Below are 19,636 nucleotides of genomic sequence, written 5' to 3'. Positions count from 1 at the left end.
ACAGGCTGCTGTCATGAGACTCTTCGCCGCCGTACTGCCCCCGCAGGAAGTCGCTCAGGAACTCGCCGCCGAGGTGGAGGAGCTACGGAGGCTCCCCGGCGCGGACGGGCTGCGCTGGACGGGCCGGCCCGGGTGGCACTTCACGCTCGCCTTCTACGGCGAGGTGGACGACGACGTCGTACCGGAACTGTCGACGAGGCTGGAGCGGGCCGCCGCGCGCACCGCGCCCTTCGAGCTGGCGGTGCGCGGCGGCGGGCAGTTCGGGCACGGCCGGGCGCTGTGGGCGGGTGCCTGCGGCGATGTGCCGGCGCTGCGGCTGCTGGCGGACCGTGCGGAGGCGGCGGCGCGGAAGGCGGGGCTGCCGATGGGGGAGCACCGGCGGTACAAGGCCCACCTCACGGTGGCGCGCAGCCGGTCGGACATGGACGTACGGCCGTATGTCTCCGCGCTGGACGGCTTCACGAGCCGAACCTGGACCGTGGGCGAGCTGGCGCTGGTCCGCAGCGACCTGCCGAGGTCGGGGGTGCCGGGGGAGCAGCCGCGGTACGAGGTGGTCGCCCGGTGGGCGCTCGGCGGGGCCGGTTAGGCTCGGGGGGTGGACCCGAAGAGCCGTAACCGAATCATGGCCGTTGTGCTGGTGCTGATGTTTGTCGTGGTGGCGTTGGCGTCGGTGCTCGGTAGGTAGGCGGCGAGCACCGGGGAACCGCGCGTCGTTCGCCGGGTGCGCAGTTCCCCGCGCCCTGAGGGCATCCCGCTTCGGGGCGTTACCAGGCGAAGGCCTCCGGCGACGGGCCCGGACCCGGGAAGATCTCGTCCAGGGACGTCAGAAGTTCCTCGCTCAGCTCCAGTTCCACCGCCCTGATCGCCGACTCCAACTGCTCGGCCGTGCGCGGGCCGACGATGGGACCGGTCACGCCCGGGCGGGTGAGGAGCCAGGCGAGAGCCGCCTCGCCGGGTTCGATGCCGTGCTTTTCGAGCAGGTCCTCGTACGACTGGATCTGCGCGCGGGTGGCGGGGTTGGCGAGGGTGTCGGCGGCCCGTCCGGAGGCGCGCCGGCCGCCCTGGACCTCCTTCTTGATGACCCCGCCGAGCAGCCCGCCGTGCAGCGGTGACCACGGGATGACGCCGAGCCCGTACTCCTCGGCGGCCGGGATGACCTCCATCTCGGCGCGGCGCTCGGCGAGGTTGTAGAGGCACTGCTCGCTGACGAGCCCGATGGTGCCGCCGCGCCGGGCGGCGATCTCGTTGGCCTGGGCGATCTTGTACCCGGGGAAGTTGGAGGACCCCACGTAGAGGATCTTGCCCTGCTGGACGAGGACGTCGATCGCCTGCCAGATCTCCTCGAAGGGAGTGTCACGGTCGACGTGATGGAACTGGTAGACGTCGATGTAGTCGGTCTGGAGCCGCTTCAGTGAGGCATCCACGGCCCGCCGGATGTTGAGGGCGGACAGCTTGTCGTGGTTCGGCCAGGAGGGGCCGTCGCCGGCCATGTTGCCGTAGACCTTGGTGGCGAGCACGGTCTTGTCGCGGTGCGCGGGGCTCTTCGCGAACCAGCTGCCGATGATCTCCTCGGTACGGCCCTTGTTCTCGCCCCAGCCGTACACGTTGGCGGTGTCGAAGAAGTTGATGCCCGCGTCGAGGGCCGAATCCATGATCGCGTGGGAGTCGGCCTCATCGGTCTGCGGGCCGAAGTTCATGGTGCCGAGGACGAGTCGGCTGACCTTGAGTCCGGTGCGTCCGAGCTGCGTGTACTTCATGACTCCCTAGCCAACGGCGTGGAGTGCGCTCTAGGCAAGGGTGATCTTGAGCCTTGACGCTAACCAAGAGTTAGTGCTTTCCTGTGGAAAGTTGGAGCTTGAAGTTTCAATATCTACCGCTTGGAGAGTCCTGTGCCCCCCACCACGCCTGTCCGCAGGGCAGTTGTCGCTTTCATGGCCACCACCGCGGTACTCGCCGCGGCGGCCGCACCGGCTGTCGCGGCACCGCGCCCGGCATCCGTCAGCCACCCCGACTCCGCCCGCCTCGGCTATCAGAAGGCCGTCGCCGAACGCGTCCTCAAGGGCGTCTTCGAGCGCGGCGACACCAAGGTCGTGGACCGTTTCGTACGGCCGGACTACATCCAGCACAACCCGTTCGCACCGGACGGGGCGGAGACGCTGAAGGGGCTGGCGACGTCGGTGCACGCGCAGTTCCCGGACGCGGCGTACGACATCGAGCGGGTGCTCTCGGAGGGCGACCTGGTCCTGGTGCACTCGAACGTCGTACTGACGCCGGGCACCCGCGGTCAGGCCGTCTTCGACATCTTCCGCTTCCAGGGCGGGAAGATCGCCGAGCACTGGGACGTGGGACAGTCGGTGCCATCGGATTCCGTGAACGGCAACGACATGTTCTCCACGGTCAGTTGGCCGCGGACGTCGCAGCCGGGGCCGGGCTTTCTCACCGCGTACAACAAGAAGCTGGTCACGACCGCCTTCGACCAACTGCTCGTGAAAAAGGACCTGTCGGCGATCGACCGCTACTGGGGCCCTGAATACCACCAGCACAACCCCGGCATCGCGGACGGCGTGGCAGGCGTGAAGTCAGGGCTGGGCGCCTACTTCGCGGCCTTCCCCGAGCTGAAGGTGGAGCCCAAGCGGGTCATTGCCGAGGGAGACCTGGTCGCCGTCCACAGCCACTACATTCCGGCGCCGGGAGAGCGGGGCCAGGCGATCGTGGACCTCTTCCGGGTACGGGCCGGAAAGATCGTGGAGCACTGGGACGTGATCCAGGACGTACCGGCCAGCTCGGCGAATGAGAACGGGATGTTCTAGGGCAGGAGTCGGTGGGTGCGCGGAGGCCCGCTCAGGAACCCCCGTACCCCTCCCCGATCCCCCACCCCTGATGCAGGGCCTCCGCGAAGGCCTCCGCGATCTTGTGCTCGCCGCTGCCGTTCGGATGGGTGCCGTCGTACGTGTCGAAGTCGATGTCGTACGACTCCGGCGGCGACGCCAGCAGCAGCGCCGAGCGCGGCTCGTCCAGGTCGGCGACCGTCTTCGCGAGGAGTTCGTTGAAGAGGGTGACCTGGGTGGCGAACCCGGGGTCCTCCTCGGCGCGGACGTTGGGGATCACGGGGAGGAACACCATCCGGACCCGGGGGTTGGCCGAGCGGGCCTCCGCCACGAAGCGGCGGGCGTTCTCCGCCGTCTGCTCCGCGTTCGTGTAGAAGCCCAGGTCGATGAGGCCCAGGGACACCAGCAGGACGTCGGCGCGGCACGAGCGCACCGCGTCACCGATCAGCGGGGCCATGTGCAGCCACCCCTCGCCCCAGCCGGCGAGGTGGGCGCGGGGGAAGTCCGGGTCGGCGTACTCGTACGACGTGGGGGTGTCCGTGGCCTTGTCGTGGAGCGTCTCGCGCGGGCCGACGAGGGCGAAGGGGCGGCCGTAGGTGTCGCGCAGGTGCTGCCACATCCGGTAGCGCCATGTGTGTTCGCCCGCGCTTCCGATCGTCATGGAGTCGCCGACGGGCATGAACCTGAGCATCCGCTCATGATGAACGATCAGCCGGAGCGATGGGGTGTGAGGCCGGACACGTGAGCGCCCCGCGGGGGATGGCAAGCTTGGGCTCATGCGCGCGCTACTCGGTGTCGTCGGAGCCACTGCCCTGCTCGTCCTCACGGGCACGGGCCCCGCCACCGCCGCCGAGGGGGACAACGGGTTCACCATCAAGGACTCCCGCATCATCGAGTCCAGCGGCCTCGCCGCCTCCCGCCAGCACCCGGGCATCTACTGGACCCACAACGACCAGGACAGCGGCAGCTATCTCTACGCCGTCGACAGCGCCACCGGCGAGACCGTCGCGCGGATCACCCTGAGCGGAGTGGGGCAGCAGCGGGACGTCGAAGCCGTCGCCATCGGCCCCGACAACCAGATCTACGTCGGTGACATCGGCGACAACGACGGCGTGACCTGGCCGTATGTGTGGATCTACCAGCTCCCCGAGCCGAAGAACCTCACCGACCAGACCATCCGCGCCAAGCAGTACGTCGTGAAGTACTCCGACGGCTCCCGCGACGCCGAGTCGATGATCGTCCACCCCAGGACCGGGCGCGTCTACATCATCGACAAGCAGGAGGACGGCGGGCACCTCTACGAGGGACCCGCCCAGCTCTCCACCTCCGGCGCCAACGTCTTCAAGCCCGTCGCCCCCGTCGACCTGTGGGCCACCGACGCCGCCTTCTCGCCCGACGGGCAACAGCTCGCCGTACGCGGCTACTTCGGCGGCATCTGGTACGACTGGAACGGCGGCGACATCAAGCGGGAGGGCCGGCTCGACGTACCCCTCCAGGGGCAGGGCGAGTCCGTCACGTACTCCGTCGACGGGACCAAGCTCATGTACGGCAGCGAGGGCTCGGAGAGTTCCGTGGAGGCCGAGGACGCCCCCGGCGACAGCGGGTCCAAGTCGCCGTCCGGAAGTGGGAGTTCGGCACAGTCCGACGGCGACGACAGCAGCGGCGGCGACAACGGCAACGTCAAGGTCGGCGCCTTCGCCGTGGCGGTCGCGGCCGCCGTCGTCCTCGGGTTCCGGCGGCTCCTGCGCCGCAGGTGAACGCGTACGGCGAAGGTCAGTTGCCCTCGGCGCGCCGTGACACGATCACTTCCAGGCCGTCGAGGATCCGCTGCAGACCGAACTCGAAGTGGTCGAAGTCGGTGCCGAACGCGTCGTCGGAGAGGGCGGCGAGCACCGGGTAGCGGCCCGTCGCCATGACCTTCTCCAGCGTCGGCACCTGCGCCTGCCAGAACTCCGCGTCCGTCAGGCCCGTGCGGCGCTCGACCTCCTGTGCGTACAGCTGGGTGCGGGCGGCGCCGACGACATAGCCGTCGATCATGATGATCGCCGAGACCAGCTCGGGGTCGCTCAGGCCCATCGGCTTGATGAGGGTGAGGACCTTCTCCATGCCGTCCAGGGCGCTCGGGCCGAGGATCGGGCGGGACTGGTTGACCTGGAGCAGCCAGGGGTGGCGGCGGTAGAGGGCGAGGGTCGCGCGGCCCAGCGCCTCCAGGGCCGAGCGCCAGTCGCCGCCGCCCAGGTCCGCCGGGTTCTCGGACGGCTTCTGCACCCGGTCCAGCATCAGGTCGAGCAGCTCGGCCTTGCCGGGGACGTACCGGTACAGCGACATCGCGCCGGTGCCGAGCTCGGCGGCGACCCGGCGCATCGACACCGCGTCCAGCCCGTCGGCGTCCGCCACCTGGACGGCCGCTTCCACGATCCGGTCCAGGGTCAGGGCCGGTTTGGGCCCGCGGCTGGGCCGCCGGCCCGTGTCCCACAGCAGCTCAAGGGTGCGGACGATGTCGCCGCTGCCGCTGGTCTCCGAACTGCTCGTCATGGGTGCAGCTTAGTTCCCCGGAAATTAATTGGGTACGGCGTACGCGTAATCGGGTACGGTGTACTCAGTTACCGAGTCAAGGGGGACCCATGACCGACGGATACGCCGTCCGTGCCGAGGCACTGGAGAAGCGGTACGGCGAGAAGCACGCCCTCGACGGCTTCGACCTGGCCGTCCGCGAGGGCACCGTGCACGGACTGCTCGGGCCCAACGGCGCCGGCAAGACCACGGCCGTGCGCATCCTGTCCACGCTCCTGCGGCTGGACGGCGGGCACGCGACCGTGGCCGGCCTGGACGTGGTCCGCCAGTCGCGCGAGGTGCGCGCCCGCATCGGGCTGACCGGGCAGTACGCGGCCGTGGACGAGGTGCTCACCGGCCGGCAGAACCTGGAGATGTTCGGCCGTCTCTTCCACCTCGGCGGCCGGCGGGCCAAGGCGCGGGCCACCGAGCTGCTGGAGCAGTTCGACCTCACCGACGCCGCGCACAAGGGCGTCGGCAAGTACAGCGGCGGCATGCGACGCCGTCTCGACCTCGCGGCGTCGATGATCCTCGCCCCGGCCGTCCTCTTCCTCGACGAGCCGACCACCGGGCTCGACCCCCGCAGCCGCGGCGAAGTCTGGGACTCCGTCAGGGCGTTGGTGGCGAGCGGCACCACCGTGCTGCTGACCACGCAGTATCTGGAGGAGGCCGACAAGCTGGCCTCCCGCATCACCGTCATCGACCAGGGGCGGTCCATCGCCGACGACACCCCGGACGGACTCAAGAGCAGGGTCGGCGGCGACCGGATCGAGGTCGTGGTCGCCGAACGGGCCGACATCCCCCAGGTGGTGAAGGTCGTCGCCCGCGTCTCGGACGGTGAACCCGAGGCGGAGGAGGGCGAGTTGCGCGTCCACGCCCCGGTCGTCGACCGCGTCTCGGCGCTCACCGAGGTGGCCCGCACCCTCCAGGACGAGGGCGTCCGCGTCGAGGACATCGGGCTGCGCAGGCCCAGCCTCGACGACGTGTTCCTGCGCCTGACCGGACACCGCACGGAGACCAAGGAGGCCGCCGCGTGAGCACCGTCGACCTGACCGGCCCGGCCACCCGCGGCCGCACGTACTGGATCCTCGCCGACGTCTGGAACATCGTCCGCCGAGGTCTCACCCACTACCAGCGCCAACCCGTCAACATCGCCTGGCAGTTGGGCTTCCCGATCCTCTCCGTCCTGCTCTACGGCTATGTCTTCGGCAGCGCCATGCAGGTGCCCGGCGGCGGGGACTACAAGGACTTCCTGATGCCCGGGATGTTCGTGATGACGATGGCGTTCGGCTTCATCAACACCGCGACGCTCGTGGTGTACGACGCCACGAAGGGCGTGATCGACCGGTTCCGTTCCATGCCGATGGCGTCCTCGGCGGTCGTCGCCGGCCGCGGGATCACCGATCTGCTGGTCGCCTGCGCCGAGTTGGCCATCATGATGCTGACCGCGATCGCCATGGGCTGGCGGCCGGACGGGGGTCTGCGCTTCCTCGCCGCGTTCGGGCTGCTGCTGTGGCTGCGGTTCGCGCTGATCTGGATCGGGGTGTGGCTGGGGCTGATCGTGCCCAACCCGGAGGCGGCGGGCGGTCTGTTCGCGGTGGCTTTCCCCCTCACGATGATCTCCAGCATCTTCGTCGCCCCCCAGCTGATGCCCGACTGGCTCGGCGCGGTGGCCTCCTGGAACCCGATCTCCTCCACGGCCGCCGCCACCCGCGACCTGTTCGGCACCCCGGTCGGCGGCGGGGACACCTGGGTCGAGCAGCACGCGCTGCTCATGGCGTACGTGTGGCCGGTGATCCTGACGGCGATCTTCTTGCCGCTCGCGGTGCGCCGGTTCCAGAAGCTCAGTCGGTAGCGTCCAGTGTCTTGACGTGTTCATGTGACCTGACTTCCATGGGGGGAGCGGGTGTGGGAGCGCTCCCACCGAGTTCCGGGCCCGCGCCCCTCCCCCGAGAGGAAGCAGCTACATGTTCTGCAGCTTGCGAAGAGCGCTGTGCGCGGTGGCCGCGGCCCTGCTCCTACCGCTGGGCGCACAGACGGTCCAGTCCGCCCATGCCGCCGAGGCCGCGGCCGGCGCCGGGTACTGGCACACCAGCGGCCGCCAGATCCTGGACGAGGCCGGGCAGCCGGTCCGTGTCGCCGGCATCAACTGGTTCGGCTTCGAGACCGGCAATCACGTCGTCCACGGCCTCTGGTCCCGCGACTACAAGAGCATGATCGACCAGATGAAATCGCTGGGCTACAACACGATCCGCATCCCGTTCAGCGACGACATCTTCAAGTCGGGGACCGTCCCCAACAGCATCGACTTCTCCGGCGGCAAGAACGCCGACCTGCAAGGACTCAACTCCCTCCAGATCCTGGACAAGATCGTCTCGTACGCCGGTCAGGACGGCCTCAAGGTCATCCTCGACCGGCACCGCCCGGACGCCGGCGGCCAGTCGGCGCTCTGGTACACCTCGGCGGTCCCGGAGTCGACCTGGATCGCCAACCTCCGGGCGCTGGCGACCCGTTACCTCGGCCAGGACACCGTCGTCGGCATCGACCTCCACAACGAACCGCACGACCCCGCCTGCTGGGGCTGCGGCGACACGACGAGGGACTGGCGCCTGGCCGCCCAGCGGGCCGGGAACGCGATCCTCGCCGTCAACCCCGAGCTGCTGATCTTCGTCGAGGGCGTCCAGACGTACAACGGCGTCTCCGGCTGGTGGGGCGGCAACCTGATGGGCGTCGCCGACCATCCGGTCCAGCTGAGCGTGGCGAACAGGGTCGTGTACTCGGCCCACGACTACGCGACCAGCGTGGCCCAGCAGAGCTGGTTCAGCGATCCCTCCTTCCCCGCCAACATGCCCGGTATCTGGGACAGGTACTGGGGCTACATCTTCAAGCAGAACATCGCGCCCGTGTGGGTGGGCGAGTTCGGCACGACCCTCCAGTCGACCGTGGACCAGCGGTGGCTGGCCGCGCTGGTGGACTATCTGCGGCCGACGTCGACGTACGGCTCGGACTCCTTCCACTGGACCTTCTGGTCCTGGAACCCCAACTCCGGTGACACGGGCGGGATCCTCAAGGACGACTGGCAGACCGTGGACACCGTGAAGGACGGGTACCTGGCGAGCATCAAGGCGCCGGGCTTCCCGGCGGGCGGTGGTGGCGGCCCCGGTGGTCCGGGCGGCCCCGGCGGCGGCACGGCGGCCTGCACCGCCGCCTACACGGTCAGCAGCGACTGGGGCGGCGGCTTCAACGCCGAGGTAAAGGTGACCAACACCGGTACGACCGCGATCAGTTCGTGGAAGGTGACCTGGACCTGGAGCGGGTCGCAGAAGGTGACGACCATGTGGAACGCGTCGTACATACAGAGCGGGGCGACCGTGACCGCGTCCAACGCCGCGCACAACGGCTCTGTCGCGGCGGGCGGTTCGGCGAGCTTCGGGTTCGGTGGCGCGCCCGGGGGCGGGGGTGTGCCGAGCGTGACCTGTACGGCGGCATGAGAGAAGGGCGCCCGGCCGACCGCCGGGCGCCCTTCGTCGTCGTATCGCCTCAGGCGGCTACAGCTTCTCGATCACGTAGTCGATGCACTTCGTCAGCGCCTCGACGTCGGCCGGGTCGATCGCCGGGAACATGGCGACACGGAGCTGGTTGCGGCCGAGCTTGCGGTAGGGCTCGGTGTCGACGATGCCGTTGGCGCGCAGGACCTTGGCGATCGCGGCGGCGTCGATCTCGTCGGAGAAGTCGATCGTGCCGATGACCTGGGAGCGCTTGGCGGCGTCGGCGACGAACGGGCTCGCGTACTTGCTCTCCTCGGCCCAGGTGTACAGACGGGTCGAGGAGTCCTTCGTACGCGCCGTCGACCAGGCGAGACCGCCCTGGCCGTTGAACCACTCCAGCTGCTCCTTGAGCAGGAAGAGGGTGGCGAGGGCCGGGGTGTTGTACGTCTGGTTCTTGCGGGAGTTGTCGATCGCCGTGGGGAGGCTGAAGAACTCCGGCACGTGCCGGCCGCTCGCGTGGACGCGCTCGGCGCGCTCGATCGCGGCGGGGGAGAAGACGCCGATCCACAGGCCGCCGTCGGAGGCGAAGGACTTCTGCGGGGCGAAGTAGTAGACGTCGGTCTCGGCGATGTCGACGGGCAGACCGCCGGCGCCGCTGGTCGCGTCCACGAGGACGAGGGCGCCCTCGTCGGCACCGGCCACGCGCTTGATCGGGGCGGCGACACCGGTGGAGGTCTCGTTGTGCGTGAGGCCGTACACGTCGACGCCGGCCTCGGCCTGCGGCTCCGGGTGCGTGCCCGGGTCGGAGGTGATGACGGTCGGCTCGGCCAGCCAGGGAGCGAGCTTCGCGGCCTTGGCGAACTTCGAGCTGAACTCGCCGAAGTTCAGGTGCTGCGACTTGTTCTCGATCAGGCCGTGGGTCGCCACGTCCCAGAACGCGGTCGAGCCGCCGTTGCCGAGGACGACCTCGTACCCCTCGGGCAGGGAGAACAGCTCACTGATGCCCTCACGTACCTGGCCGACCAGGTTCTTGACCGGGGCCTGGCGGTGTGAGGTGCCCAGCAGGGACGTACCGGTTGCGGCCAGCGCGTCCAGCGCTTCCGTCCGCACCTTGGAGGGGCCCGCGCCGAATCGTCCGTCGGCGGGCTTGATGTCAGCGGGAATCTGGATCTCAGCCACGGAGTGAGGTTAGCCGGTGGAGGAAACGTGGTCGAAACGCAGTCCGTCGGCTGAGACGCGCCGTTTGATTTGCTGGACTCATGACGGATCTAGAGGCCGATCTGCGCAAGGCCGTCCGAGGCGACGTCGGTTTCGATGTCACCTCCCGGGCGCTGACCACGATGGACGCGTCGAACTACCGGCGTGTCCCGCTGGGTGTGGTCGCCCCGCGGGACGCCGAGGACGTGGCGGCCGTGCTGGAGGTCTGCCGGGAGCGGGGCGTACCGGTCGTCGCGCGGGGCGGTGGTACCTCCATCGCCGGCCAGGCCACCGGCACCGGGGTCGTGCTGGACTTCACCCGCCACATGAACCGGCTGCTCTCCCTCGACCCCGGATCGCGCACCGCCGTCGTCCAGCCCGGCCTCGTCCTCGACCGGCTCCAGGAGGCCGCCGCCCCGCACGGGCTGCGCTTTGGGCCCGACCCCTCCACCCACAGCCGCTGCACCCTCGGCGGGATGATCGGGAACAACTCCTGCGGCTCGCACTCGGTGGCGTGGGGGACGACCGCGGACAGCGTGCGGGAGCTGGACGTGGTGACCGCGCGCGGGCGGCGGTTGCGGCTGGGGCAGGGCTGGGCGGGGGCGCCGGAGGGCTTGCGGGAACTGGTGGAGGGCGACTTGGCCCGGCTCCGCACCGGCTTCCCGGAACTGCCCCGCCGGATCTCCGGGTACGCGCTGGACGCGCTGCTGCCGGAGCGGGGCGCGGATGTCGCCCGGTCGTTCTGCGGGAGCGAGGGCACGCTGGGGATCGTCACCGAGGCCGTCGTACGACTCGTGGAGTCGCCACGCGCGCGTGCCCTCGCGGTGCTGGGCTACCCGGACGAGGCCGCGGCCGCCGAGGCCGCCTCCGGGCTGCTGCCGCACGGCCCGCTGACGGTGGAGGGCATGGCGGCCGACCTGGTGCCCTCGGCGGTCGCGCTGCCCCGGGGCGGGGCGTGGCTGTTCGTGGAGACGGGCGGTGACACCGAGGCCGAGGCACGCGCGCTTGCGCAGACGATCGTGCGGGCCGCCGACGTCATGGACGCGGTGGTCGTGACGGACCCGGCCGGTCAGCGTGCCCTGTGGCGCATCCGCGAGGACGCCAGCGGTACGGCGACCCGGATGCCGGACGGCTCCGAGGCCTGGCCCGGCTGGGAGGACTGCGCGGTGCCGCCGGCCCGGCTCGGCGCGTATCTGCGGGACTTCAGGGGGCTGCTGGGCGAGCACGGGCTGCGCGGGACGCCGTACGGCCATTTCGGGGACGGCTGCATCCACGTCCGTATCGACTTCGATCTGCTCACGGACGCGGGCGTCGGCCGCTTCCGGCATTTCTCGGAGGAGCTCGCCGACCTGGTGGCGGCGCACGGCGGCTCGCTGTCCGGGGAGCACGGGGACGGGCAGGCGCGGGCGGAGCTGCTGCCCCGGATGTACGGCGAGGAGCTGGTGGAGCTCTTCGGGCGGGCGAAGGGGGTGTGGGACCCGGACGATCTGCTGAACCCGGGGATGCTGGTGCGCCCGGCACCGCTGGACTCCAACCTCCGCTTCTCCGTCCTGCCGCGCGAGCCGGTCGACGTGACCTTCGGCTACCCCGCCGACGGCGGTGACTTCTCCGCGGCGGTGCGCAGGTGTGTGGGCGTGGCGAAGTGCCGTACGACGTCGGCGTCCGGGTCCTCCGTCATGTGCCCGTCGTTCCGCGCGACCGGCGAGGAGGAGCACTCCACGCGCGGACGGGCCCGGCTGCTGCACGAGATGCTCGCGGGGGAACTGGTGACCGACGGGTGGCGGTCGGAGGAGGTACGGGACGCGCTGGACCTGTGCCTGTCCTGCAAGGGGTGCCGGTCGGACTGCCCGGTCGGGGTCGACATGGCCACGTACAAGGCGGAGTTCCTGCACCACCACTACGAGGGGCGGCGCCGTCCGGCCGCGCACTACGCGATGGGGTGGCTGCCGGTGTGGCTGCGGGCGGTGGCGCGTACGCGTACGGCGCGGGTGGTCAACGCGCTGGCATCGGTACGGCCGTTGGCGGCCGTGGCGAAGAGGCTGGGCGGGATCGCACCCGAGCGCGGGATTCCGAGGGTGGCGACCAAGACGTTCAGCCGGTCGTTCAGGCCGCGGGGTGACGGGCCGCGCGGGCGGGCCGTGCTGTGGCCGGACACCTTCACCGAGCATCTGTCGCCGGAGGTGGGGCGGGCGGCGGTACGGGTGCTGGAGGCGGCCGGGGTCTCGGCGGTCCTGCCGCCGACGCTGGTGCCCTCGGCGCGGTTCAGCCCGTTCACGGCCCACCGCGGCCGGGTCTGCTGCGGTCTGACGTACGTCTCCACGGGCCAGCTCGACCGCGCCCGTACGGTCCTGCGCCGCACGCTCGACCTGATGGCACCCGTGCTGGAGACGGACCTCCTGGTGGTGGTCCTGGAACCGAGCTGCGCGGCGGCGCTCCGCACGGACCTGCCGGAACTGCTCCACGACGACGAGCGGGCCGCCCGTCTCGCCTCGCGGGTGGTGACCTTCGCGGAGGCGCTGGAGCGCCTGGCCCCGGACTGGCGGCCGCCCCGCCTGGACCGCCCGGTGGCCGGCCAGACCCACTGCCACCAGCACGCGGTACTCGGCGACGCGGCCGAACGCCGACTGCGCGAAGCCGCGGGCTTGACCGGTGAGTTGACGGGCGGCTGCTGTGGCCTCGCGGGCAACTTCGGCTTCGAGAAAGGCCACTTCGAGGTGTCCCGCACCTGCGCGGAGGACCAGCTCCTCCCAGCGGTCCGGGACGCGGCCGACGGAACGGCGATCCTCGCGGACGGTTTCTCGTGCCGGACTCAGCTGGAGCAGCTGGCGGGGGTGCGGGGGCGGCATCTGGCGGAGGTGCTGGCGGAGGGGCTGGACGCCTGAGACCGGCCGTACTTGGCGGGAGGCGGCCTTGTGTCCATTCCGGCCGATGCCGCATCGTACGCACACGCAGGCGGCTCCTCGGGGGGTGGGGTGGACCAGAACCAGGGCCAGAACCAGGGCCAGAACCAGAACGAGAAGGACAGGCAGATCGGTGAGGCGCTGAGGTCGCTCAGTGCCGGAATCGACAGGGTCGACAACTCGCAGCGGCTCCAGGCCGGTCAACTGTCCGCCCTCCAGGGCTCGGTGCGTGGTCTGACCGGTGAGATCGGCGGACTGGAGAGCCGGCTGACGCGGGTCACCGGCGATCTGGGCACACTGCGGGACGACGTGTCGCAGATCGACGCCCGGCTGACCCGACAGCAGGAATTCCTCACGGAGTTCCAGTCGGAATGGCGGCGCAACGAGATCAAGCGCGACGCCCAGATGGAGCACGCGCGGCTCACGGCCGAGCGCGATCGCCGCTTCACGGAGCGCACCCGCACCCGCAAGCTGGCCCACGGTCTGGTCAACACGGCCACCGAGGAGAACGTGCGCCGCGGGCTGGTCGACACCGCGCACATCAAGCAGTGCGTGCAGGAACGCTTTCTGCACGAGCCGGAGTTCTGGCTCGCGCCGGCCCTGCTCTCGGCGGCGGCGGACTACTGCGGGCAGCCGGATCTGAGCGCCGAGGCCAGCGGCTACGCCTCCGGACTGGACGAGTCCAAGACCCTCCTCTTCCACGCCCTCATAGCGGCCCGGCTCGGTAAGGACTCCGGCGCCGGCGGCTACATGGACCTCTACCTCCAGACCCTCGACCCGGACCGCCTCACCCAGGACTTCCTGGTCGTGCTGGAAGCGGCGGCGGGCAACGAACTCGGCGCCCAGGCCCACACCTATGCCGTCCGCACGATGGACCGCTGGTACACCGAGGCCCCTGCGGCGATCGACGGCGAGACGCGACGGCAGGACCGGCTGGTGCGCTGGCGGGACCGTATGTGGCAGCTGCGAACCCAGCTGCCGGAAGGGGAGTTCGCCACCCTGCGGCAGGTCTACGCCGGCAACTGGCAGCAGCTGGTCGAAGCGTACGAACGGGCGACCGTGGCGCAGGGCACCCTGGCCTATCTGACCGACCAGTTTCCGCAGACGCCCGAGCCGGGAGATCCGCGGGCCCGGCGGGAACACGTACACAGCGCTCTCGAGCACCTGATAGACCGGCTGGAGCCCGACGAGGCCGAGTTGCACGCGCAGATCGAGTGGCAGCAGCGGCTCAAGGACGCCAAGGGCGACGAGGCGGCGGCGGCCCGCGAGCACGAGGTGCGTCAGTCGGTCGACGCGGAGGTCGTGACCTTCGAGGAACTCCTCGACAACGCCGTGTTCGGGCCGAGCCAGGTCGAGCTGGGGGCGGCGGCCCGGCGGCTCGCACTGGCCTGCGTCTGGCCGCAGCTCCAGTCCATGTCCACGGCGTTCGTCCGGACGTCGCTGCAACAGCGCCCCCGGTCCCTGAGCGTCGTCATCGAGGGCTGGCACGCGAACCTGCCGGCCGAGGACACCGGCGAACCAGAGCTTCGGGTGGCCCTCACCGGCCATGTGGAGCGGGAGACACGACAGCAGGTCGCGTCCGTCCAGCCCCGCTGGTCCCGGGCGCTGGGCGGTGCCGCGGGGGTCGTGGCCGGAACGGTCTTCGCGTTCCTGCTGAGCTGGCTGGCGCTGCTGCTCGGCCTGCTGGGCGCGCTGGTGTGCTGGTACGAGTACCAGTGGGTGCCCGCCGAGAGACGGCGGTTGGAGAGGCTCGGCCAGGTCCGACGGCAACACGCGGTGCGGCGGCTGGAGCAGGCGCTGGGCGAGCGCCGGGTGCTCTACGACACCTGGAGCGCGTACGCCGACGGGCTCACCGCGCTCCAGGGCTGGACCCCGCCCGTGCCGAGGTCCGCACGGTGAACGAGGGGCGCCTGCTGAAGGGCCGCTACCGGCTGGTGCGGCTGGTCGGCGAAGGCGGGATGGGGCAGGTGTGGGAGGGACGGGACGAGGACCTGCACGACCGGCGGGTCGCCGTGAAGGTGCTGCCGCTGGCCCGCCTCGCCCGGTCCGGTAAGAACGCGGAACTCGACGAACGCATCCGGTTGTTCGAGGTCGAGGTTCGCTCCATGGCGCAGATCGACAACAACTCTCATGTGGCGGTGATCCACGACCGGGGCCGGGAACCCGACGGCCTCTACTTCGTCATGGAGTTCATCGACGGCGCGTCCCTCGCCCAGCTGCTGGCCGAGCGCGACCGGCTCGAACTCACCCTGGAACAGTTCGTGCGCTGGACCCAGGACATCTGCGTCGGGCTCGGCGCCATCCACGCCCAGGGCATCATCCACCGGGACATCAAGCCCGCCAACATCATGATCACCGCGGCGAAGGCCCGCGCCAAGGTCGCCGACTTCGGGCTGGCCCGGTTCCTGAACGCGACCGAGTCCCGCAGTGCCCACAACACCGTGCTCTACGCGGCACCCGAGCGTCTCCGGGGCGAGCCGGGCACGCCCCGCACGGACCTGTACTCACTGGGCTGCGTCCTGTACGAGATGCTGACCGGGCGTACCCCCTTCGGCAACCCGTACTCGGACTACGCCTACGTGGCGGGCCTCCATCTTCATGAGCCGCCGACGCCTCCCAGCGCCTACCGCGCCGGGATCCCCGAGCGCCTCGACAACCTGGTGCTGCGGCTGCTCGCCAAGGACCCCGAGGACCGGCCCGAGGACGCGGACGAGGTGTACCGGATCACCCGCACGGTCCTGCGGCGGCCGTCCGGCGGCGAGGACCGGATGCCGGCGCTCCGTGTCTCCCTCCTGGGCGAGGCGCAGCCGCACGTCAGAACCGACTACGTCGCCAAGATCCGGGAGAACGAGCTCTTCATCCGCGAACGCACCCGGCAGAAGGGCGAACTGGACGACGAGGTGCTCGACGCCCGTGCCTACCAGGCCAAGCTCACCGGCCAGTCGGGCGACGCCCGCGGCGCCGCCGCGCTGTACCGCAGCCTCGGCCACTTCTGCGCCACCCGCCTGGGCCGCCAGCACCGCCGGGTGAGGGACGCGTACGTGGAGATGAAGCGGTGGACGGACCGGGCGGACGACCTGGACGACCGCACGAACCCCTGACGTTCGGACCACGGGGCGGAAGCCCCTGGGGGTGATGGGTGATGCGGGTCATCCGGGACAGTTGCATAAAGGGTTCACGAACCTGACTGAGTCCATTACTCTGGACTTCGTAGTGCAGCACGATGAACGAACCCGGCATCAACCGCTCTGGAAGGCCCCGTGACCACCCCCAGCACAGCCGCCTCCCCCTCCGCTTCCGCCGCGCCTTCGTCGGCCCCGGATCCCCGGACCCCGGCAGGTGACCCGCGCCGCTGGGGCTCCCTCGGTTCCATCGGGCTGGTGCTGTCCGCGGGTGTCTCGGTGCAGTTCGGCGGTGCCCTCGCGGCGAGTCTGATGCCGCGGGCCGGGGCGGCCGGTGTGGTGACCCTGCGACTGGTGGCGGCCGCGCTGGTGCTGCTCGTGGTCTGCCGGCCGAGGCTGCGCGGGTACACGCGGGCGGACTGGGGCACGGTCGTGGTCTTCGGCGTCACGATGGCCGGGATGAACGGGCTCTTCTACCAGTCCATCGACCGGATCCCGCTGGGCCCGGCGGTCGCCCTGGAGGTCCTCGGCCCGCTGGCGCTGTCCGTCGTCGCCTCCCGCCGGGCGGTCAACCTCGTCTGGGCGGCTCTCGCCCTCGGCGGCGTCTTCCTGCTCAGCGGCGGAGGCTTCGGCGGCCTCGACCCCGTCGGCGTGCTGTTCGCTCTGGGCGCCGGTGCCATGTGGGCGGCGTACATCGTCTTCAGCGCCCGTACGGGCCGCCGCTTCCCGCAGGCCGACGGGCTCGCCCTCGCCATGGTGGTCGCGGCAGTGCTGTTCCTCCCGCTGGGCGTCGCCGAATCCGGCACGAAGCTCCTCGACCCGACGACGATCGCCCTCGGCTCGGCCGTGGCGGTCCTCTCCTCGGTCCTGCCCTACACCCTCGAACTCGTCGCCCTGCGCCGCCTTCCCGCCTCCACCTTCGCGATCATGATGAGCCTGGAACCGGCCATCGCCGCGACCGCCGGCTTCCTCGTCCTGAGCCAGGCCCTGACCGTCACGGAGTCCGCGGCGATCGCGCTGGTGATCGCGGCGAGCATGGGCGCGGTACGGACTCAGGTGGGGCGGGGCAAGGCGAAGTCGCCGGACGTCCTGGGCAGTTGACGCCTAGCCCTGAGGTGCCATGGACAACGGAACACCGGGTGCGCACGTCGGCGAACCACCCCCGCCGGGGCCGATCGACCCGGGCGAACGGTTCTGATTCAGGCTGAGGTCTTCGGCTGCGACTCGTGGCCCTGGGTGCGCAGTCGTTCGTTGATGCGCCGGGCTTCTTCGAGTTGGTCTTCGAGGATGACGATGCGGCAGGCGGCCTCGATGGGGGTGCCCTGGTCGACCAGTTCGCGGGCGCGGGAGGCGATGCGGAGCTGGTAGCGGGAGTAGCGGCGGTGGCCGCCTTCGGAGCGCAGAGGGGTGATCAGGCGGTGTTCGCCGAGGGCGCGGAGGAAGGCGGGTGTGGTGCCGAGCATCTCGGCGGCCCGGCCCATGGTGTAGGCGGGGTAGTCGTCATCGTCGAGATTGTCGACAGGGCGGGAATCGGCAGGGGGCATAGACCTCTTCTTTCGGCGGACGCGTCGGGGGGCCCGGGTGCCGTGCGGCACCCGGGCCCCGAGCTTTCAACACCATCTACCGGCTGACTGCGCCGGCCTTCTGTATCCACAGGCTCCGCCTGGGTGGGCGGGACTGCGGGGATCGCGGATGCGTGACCGGGGACCACCTTCCAATCCGGGGCCTGCGGTACCCGGGCGGACTTCTTCCTCGCCCGGGCGATCCTGATGGCGTCTGCTCCTTACTTTCGCTTTCTGGGGTACAGCCAGAACAGTAGCCCTGCGGCTAGCTAATGTCTACTGTAGCCGCTACAGGTTTTCTTCAGGGTCAATAAGTGGAGTTCTGCTGCAAATACACCCGGAAGAGTGGGTCACGCGGCCGCGGTGTGCCGGCCCTGTTCCACAGCCGTACACCGCCCGTCCGCGCGCCAGGCCGCCTGAGTGAGCTCGGCGCGGCCGAACAGCAGGGCGTAGCCGGCGGGGAGTCGGGCGAGGATGCGGCTGAGGAGCTCGTCGCCGGCGAGCTGGGCCACGACGCGCAGGACGGTGCCGGCGTCCCAGCGGGTGGTGGCCATCGTGCCGCCGGTTCGGGAGGTCAGGTCCTTGACGAAGCCCCAGCCGGTGAGGGGCTGCGTGGCAGGGATCTCCGAGGTGAAGGTGACGGCGGCCTCGTGCGGCAGCCTGGCCGCGAGCTCCACGCGCTCATCACCCGTGAGCTGGCGCCCCAGGCCGGCCAGCACCGCGCGCACCGCCTGCTCGGCCTGCGCGCGGGTGGGATAGGCGCCGTCATAGCGCACTCTTTCCAGCATCTGCTCGAACGTCATGCCCACGGTGGAACGGCACGGCTCATGCAGGGGGATCATCGCTGACGCGGTTGCCTTTCTCGTCTGAAGTGGTCGCGAAGCGGGGGCCGGGGACCGGGGGCTCGCCCGTCGGCCCCCGGCGTTGTTCGGTCAGGGGATGGGGTGTCGCCGCCTGGGGGCTAAACGTGCTGGGGGTGGCCGAACAGCAGGTCGTAGCCGACGGGGAGCTGGAGCAGGACGCGGCAGGTGAGTTCCTCGCCCGCCGCGTCCGCGGCCACGCTGAGCACGGCACTCACGTCCCAGGCGGCGGTCTGTTCGGTCGCTCCCTCGATCCAGGCCGCGGTGGCCCGCACGAACCGCTCGGGAGACAGCGGCTCGCGTGCCTGGAGCGGATTGAGCAGGACGAGCGCCAGATCCTCCGGCAGCCGGGCGGCCAGGTCCGCCCGTACCTCGCCCACCAGATGTGCTCCCAGCAGCGCCAGCACCGTGCGGGCCGCCCGCTCGGCTTCCTCGGTGGTCTCGTACTGGCCGCGTTCCTTGACCTGGTGAAGGAACGCCTCCCATCGCATCACCATGACTGCTCCCGTGCCTGTGTGCGGCGGAGCCGGGGACGGGGGCGGCCTCGGGGGCGGAGCCGTCCCCCGTCTCCGATGCGGCTGGGGGGATTCAGCCGCTGATCTCCTTGCGCGCGGAGCCGCCACCGATGGTGACCTTGCGGGGCTTGGCGCGCTCGGCGATCGGGATGCGCAGGGTCAGCACCCCTGCTTCGTAGTCCGCCTTGATGTGCTCGGAGTCCAGGGTGTCGGCCAGCACGAGCTGGCGGGAGAAGACACCCAGCGGCCGCTCGGACAGCTCCATCTGCACCTCGTCCGCCTTGGCGACGGGCCGCCGCTCGGCCTTGACGGTCAGCATGTTCCGCTCGACGTCGATGTCGATCGCGTCCGTGGTCACACCGGGCAGGTCGAAGGTGATCACATACTCCTCGCCCTCCCGGTAGGCGTCCATCGGCATCGGCGACGGCCGCGACCAGGTCCCAGTCGTGTTCAGCAGTTGCTGGGTGAGCCGGTCAAGCTCGCGGAAAGGGTCGGTACGCATCAACATCGTCAAACACCTCCAGCGTTCGGGTCAGGCACTGTGCCAATGCGTTCACCTGCCAACGTTGTAACATGTCATCCAAGCGATGACAAGTCGAGTGTCATCGACA

Annotated in this window: 18 protein-coding genes; 10 read left to right on the top strand and 8 right to left on the bottom strand. The window is 70.4% G+C overall.

All coding sequences use genetic code 11. The features are described from left to right. Positions 1-13 precede the first annotated feature (13 nt). A complete protein-coding gene (thpR, locus tag ACFY0U_RS14470; RefSeq protein ID WP_388634999.1) occupies positions 14-586 on the top strand; it encodes an RNA 2',3'-cyclic phosphodiesterase in 573 nt (190 codons plus the stop codon). Positions 587-764: 178 nt separating this feature from the next. Here the strand turns inward: thpR and ACFY0U_RS14465 are convergent, their stop codons facing one another. Then, positions 765-1,757: an aldo/keto reductase gene (locus tag ACFY0U_RS14465; protein WP_388634997.1), complete on the bottom strand. Its 993-nt coding sequence runs from the start codon at positions 1,755-1,757 to the stop codon at positions 765-767. Between the two features lie 174 nt (positions 1,758-1,931). Here ACFY0U_RS14465 and ACFY0U_RS14460 point away from each other — a divergent pair, with 174 nt between their 5' ends. Beyond that, a complete protein-coding gene (locus tag ACFY0U_RS14460; RefSeq protein ID WP_388634995.1) occupies positions 1,932-2,810 on the top strand; it encodes a nuclear transport factor 2 family protein in 879 nt (292 codons plus the stop codon). Between the two features lie 31 nt (positions 2,811-2,841). Here the strand turns inward: ACFY0U_RS14460 and ACFY0U_RS14455 are convergent, their stop codons facing one another. Beyond that, a complete protein-coding gene (locus ACFY0U_RS14455) occupies positions 2,842-3,519 on the bottom strand; it encodes an SGNH/GDSL hydrolase family protein (protein WP_388634993.1) in 678 nt (225 codons plus the stop codon). A gap of 85 nt (positions 3,520-3,604) precedes the next feature. Between ACFY0U_RS14455 and ACFY0U_RS14450 the strand changes: the two genes are divergently transcribed. Continuing rightward, entirely contained in the window at positions 3,605-4,585 is a 981-nt protein-coding gene (locus ACFY0U_RS14450) for a WD40 repeat domain-containing protein (protein WP_388634991.1), read from the top strand. Positions 4,586-4,601: 16 nt separating this feature from the next. On the opposite strand, the gene ACFY0U_RS14445 is transcribed toward ACFY0U_RS14450, so the two are convergent. Then, the gene (locus ACFY0U_RS14445; RefSeq protein ID WP_388634989.1) at positions 4,602-5,363 is read right to left on the bottom strand and encodes a TetR/AcrR family transcriptional regulator; all 762 of its coding nucleotides are present in this window, start codon (positions 5,361-5,363) and stop codon (positions 4,602-4,604) included. An 89-nt stretch (positions 5,364-5,452) separates the two neighbouring features. On the opposite strand from ACFY0U_RS14445, the gene ACFY0U_RS14440 reads away from it, so the two are divergent. From ACFY0U_RS14440 to ACFY0U_RS14430, 3 genes are all read left to right on the top strand, one after another. Continuing rightward, entirely contained in the window at positions 5,453-6,418 is a 966-nt protein-coding gene (locus ACFY0U_RS14440; protein WP_388634987.1) for an ATP-binding cassette domain-containing protein, read from the top strand. Beyond that, positions 6,415-7,236 carry an ABC transporter permease gene (locus ACFY0U_RS14435; protein ID WP_388634985.1) on the top strand — a complete coding sequence of 274 codons (822 nt, stop codon included), beginning with the start codon at positions 6,415-6,417 and terminating at the stop codon, positions 7,234-7,236. The genes ACFY0U_RS14440 and ACFY0U_RS14435 overlap by 4 nt, the downstream gene beginning before the upstream one ends. 112 nt (positions 7,237-7,348) lie before the next feature. Further along, positions 7,349-8,872 (top strand): cellulase family glycosylhydrolase, encoded by a 1,524-nt coding sequence (locus tag ACFY0U_RS14430; RefSeq protein ID WP_388634983.1) that lies wholly within the window; start codon positions 7,349-7,351, stop codon positions 8,870-8,872. A 57-nt stretch (positions 8,873-8,929) separates the two neighbouring features. Here the strand turns inward: ACFY0U_RS14430 and serC are convergent, their stop codons facing one another. Beyond that, positions 8,930-10,048: a phosphoserine transaminase gene (gene serC / locus ACFY0U_RS14425; RefSeq protein ID WP_388634981.1), complete on the bottom strand. Its 1,119-nt coding sequence runs from the start codon at positions 10,046-10,048 to the stop codon at positions 8,930-8,932. Between the two features lie 80 nt (positions 10,049-10,128). On the opposite strand from serC, the gene ACFY0U_RS14420 reads away from it, so the two are divergent. The 4 genes from ACFY0U_RS14420 (at position 10,129) to ACFY0U_RS14405 (ending at position 17,189) form a co-directional block, all read left to right on the top strand. Further along, entirely contained in the window at positions 10,129-12,948 is a 2,820-nt protein-coding gene (locus ACFY0U_RS14420) for an FAD-binding and (Fe-S)-binding domain-containing protein (RefSeq protein ID WP_388634979.1), read from the top strand. A gap of 90 nt (positions 12,949-13,038) precedes the next feature. Then, entirely contained in the window at positions 13,039-14,865 is a 1,827-nt protein-coding gene (locus tag ACFY0U_RS14415) for a hypothetical protein (protein WP_388634977.1), read from the top strand. After that, positions 14,862-16,067: a serine/threonine-protein kinase gene (locus ACFY0U_RS14410; RefSeq protein WP_388634975.1), complete on the top strand. Its 1,206-nt coding sequence runs from the start codon at positions 14,862-14,864 to the stop codon at positions 16,065-16,067. Before ACFY0U_RS14415 ends, ACFY0U_RS14410 begins: the two co-directional genes overlap by 4 nt. Before the next feature lie 159 nt (positions 16,068-16,226). Beyond that, complete coding sequence (locus ACFY0U_RS14405) at positions 16,227-17,189, top strand: DMT family transporter (RefSeq protein ID WP_388634973.1); 963 nt, start codon at positions 16,227-16,229, stop codon at positions 17,187-17,189. Between the two features lie 98 nt (positions 17,190-17,287). On the opposite strand, the gene ACFY0U_RS14400 is transcribed toward ACFY0U_RS14405, so the two are convergent. The 4 genes from ACFY0U_RS14400 to ACFY0U_RS14385 all read right to left on the bottom strand — a co-directional run bounded on the left by ACFY0U_RS14400 (position 17,288) and on the right by ACFY0U_RS14385 (position 19,533). Then, complete coding sequence (locus tag ACFY0U_RS14400; protein ID WP_388634971.1) at positions 17,288-17,632, bottom strand: MerR family transcriptional regulator; 345 nt, start codon at positions 17,630-17,632, stop codon at positions 17,288-17,290. 368 nt (positions 17,633-18,000) lie between these two features. Beyond that, positions 18,001-18,492 carry a DUF2267 domain-containing protein gene (locus ACFY0U_RS14395; protein WP_388634969.1) on the bottom strand — a complete coding sequence of 164 codons (492 nt, stop codon included), beginning with the start codon at positions 18,490-18,492 and terminating at the stop codon, positions 18,001-18,003. A gap of 119 nt (positions 18,493-18,611) precedes the next feature. Continuing rightward, entirely contained in the window at positions 18,612-19,007 is a 396-nt protein-coding gene (locus tag ACFY0U_RS14390; RefSeq protein WP_388634967.1) for a DUF2267 domain-containing protein, read from the bottom strand. 91 nt (positions 19,008-19,098) lie between these two features. After that, on the bottom strand, positions 19,099-19,533 hold the full coding sequence (locus ACFY0U_RS14385) for an Hsp20/alpha crystallin family protein (protein WP_388634965.1): 435 nt from the start codon (positions 19,531-19,533) through the stop codon (positions 19,099-19,101). Positions 19,534-19,636 lie beyond the last annotated feature (103 nt).

It is taken from the genome of Streptomyces sp. NPDC001536, assembly GCF_042894505.1.
Lineage (GTDB): Bacteria > Actinomycetota > Actinomycetes > Streptomycetales > Streptomycetaceae > Streptomyces.
Note: the sequence above shows the minus strand (reverse complement) of the source record. Positions and strands in the feature narration are given on the sequence as shown.